Raw genomic sequence first — 2,517 nt, forward strand, 5'->3', positions numbered from 1 at the left:
AAACCATAGGCATATCAAGGTTTATATATAATTTCTATCTTGCTCATAATAAAGAAATTTATCAAAAAGAAAAAAGATTTGTAAGTGGTATGGTTTTCTCAAAATGGCTTAATAATGAATATATCCCTAAAAATCAAGATAAAAAATGGATAAAGGAAGTATCTTCTAAAGCCACTAAACAAGCCATTATGAATGGGGAAAAAGCTTTCGAAAAATTCTTTAAAGGTGAAAGTGGTTTTCCAAAATTTAAGAAAAAGAAGAATAAAGATGTTAAAGCTTATTTTCCTAAAAACAATAAAACTGATTGGACTATAGAAAGACATAAAGTTAAGATACCAACGATTGGTTGGGTGAGATTAAAAGAATATGGTTATATACCAACTAACTCTATTGTAAAGAGTGGAACAGTTAGTCAAAAAGCAGATAGATATTATATGTCTATCTTAGTTGAAGAAGATATAAAACCAAGCGATAAATCTTATTCTTGTGGGATAGGTGTTGATTTAGGAATTAAAGATACTGCTATATGTAGTAATGGAATAAAATTTAAAAATATAAATAAGACAAGCAAAGTTAAAAANNAGCTACTAGACAAAATATCCAAAAACAGATAGTTGAGGTACAAAAAATTCATCAAAGATTATCTAATATTAGAAATAACTATAATAATAAAATAGTTTCAGAACTAGTGAAAAACAAACCAGTTTTTATAACTATCGAAGATTTAGCTATTTCAAATATGATGAAGAATAAGCATTTATCAAAAGCAATAAAAGAACAAAAATTATATAATAAATAAACTTATTTCAAAAGCACATCAAAATAATATTGAAATAAGACAAGTAAGTAGATGGTATCCATCATCTAAACTTTGTAACAAATGTGGAAGCATAAAAAAAGACTTAAAGCTTTCAGATAGGGTTTATAATTGCAATTGTGGTTATAGTTTTGATAGAGATGTAAATGCTTCATATAATCTTAGAGACGCAAGAGAATATAAGATTATCTAACGTTAAATAGATGCTTATATATGTACCGTTGGCTAGATGGGAATTTAAGCCTGTGGAGTGCTATACAAACCAAAGTAGCTTCGGCAAAATGGAGTACATTGAAACAGGAAAAATCTCAATATGGGTATTTTTGTCCATATTTTGAGTAGCAGAGTTAGTAAAAATGCTTGAGATATTAAATACTACTGTTGTAACACTGAATATAAATGGAGAAGATAGGCAAGTGATTGCTAAACCTTCGGATATACTATTACATACTTTACGTCGAGAACTTGGTCTTACTAGTGTAAAGCCTGGTTGTGAAAATGGAGATTGTGGTACTTGTACTGTTCTGGTAGATAATTGGCCAATAAAAGCTTGTTTAATGCTTACTGTAGAGGCTGTGGGAAAGAGTATTCTTACTGTTGAAGGACTAAAAGATGCTCCTATTCAAAAAGCCTTTGTTGAAAATTGGGGATTTCAATGTGGTTATTGCACTTCCGGATTTTTAATGGTTTGCCATTCACTTTCAAAGATGCATCCTGATGCTGATGATACTATAATAGAGCAATGGCTTGAATCTAATCTATGTAGATGTACAGGATATGAAGAAATTGAAAGTGCCATAAAATCAATTTTAAATGGTAAAGTTTAAGAATATAGAAAGGAATTTATAAGAAATAATTAAATATGAAAATTGAAGGAATAGTTTTAGCTGCTGGTTTATCAACGAGAGTCGGTACAAATAAGTTAATATTAGATATAGGTGGAAAGACTGTAATTGAAAGATGTATTTATGGAATGTATGATATATGTTCTAAAATTACAGTAGTAGGTGGTAATAGGATAGAAGAAATAGAGGCCATACTTAACAAATATCCTAAAGTAGAGCTAATCTACAATTCTGATTATTTAGATGGAATGTTTAGTTCAGTAAAAAAAGGATTAATGAATATTAAAGAAGAGAAATTTTTTTTAATTCCTGGAGATTATCCAGTTATTAATAAAGAAATATATAAACACATGGTAAAACTAGATGAAGACATAGTTATTCCAATGCATAAAGGAAGAAAAGGCCACCCATTATTAATGAAAAGTTATCTAATAGAAGAACTAATAAAATCTAAGCATTATAATACATTAAGGGACTTTGTTAATATTAAAGGCTTTAAATATATAAATGTTGAAGACCCTGGAATATTAATGGATATAGATACTATGGAAGATTATCAAAAAATTCTTCTATATTTTCAAACAAGATATCAAAATTTTAGAGATATAATTTAAAAAATTAACTAGTGTAACGGGCAATCTATCACACTAGTTAATTTTATTTGTATTAATATACTTATAGTATAGGGAAAAGGAATTGTATCTATTTGATTTGCAAATAGTAAAAGGTAAGTTCATAGAAAGTTAATATAATAGTCGCAAAACATTGAATTTTCAATAAATTTTTAATAGAATTCTATATGAAGACAAGGGAAAATTAAATTACATTATATCGAATCTGTTAAGTAGTTATGAA

Annotated in this window: 2 protein-coding genes and 1 pseudogene; all 3 read left to right on the plus strand. The window is 27.7% G+C overall.

Features of this window, described 5'->3' with window-relative positions:
• Nucleotides 1-1,010: pseudogene (locus B2W91_RS14600) on the plus strand (RNA-guided endonuclease InsQ/TnpB family protein); the annotation flags it as partial.
• 163 nt (nt 1,011-1,173) lie between these two features.
• Complete coding sequence (locus B2W91_RS14605; RefSeq protein ID WP_291582263.1) at nt 1,174-1,644, plus strand: (2Fe-2S)-binding protein; 471 nt, start codon at nt 1,174-1,176, stop codon at nt 1,642-1,644.
• A gap of 35 nt (nt 1,645-1,679) precedes the next feature.
• Nucleotides 1,680-2,276 (plus strand): nucleotidyltransferase family protein, encoded by a 597-nt coding sequence (locus tag B2W91_RS14610; RefSeq protein ID WP_291582265.1) that lies wholly within the window; start codon nt 1,680-1,682, stop codon nt 2,274-2,276.
• Nucleotides 2,277-2,517 lie beyond the last annotated feature (241 nt).

It is taken from the genome of Clostridium sp. UBA6640 (assembly GCF_002455975.1).
Taxonomy (GTDB): Bacteria; Bacillota; Clostridia; order Clostridiales; family Clostridiaceae; genus Clostridium_J.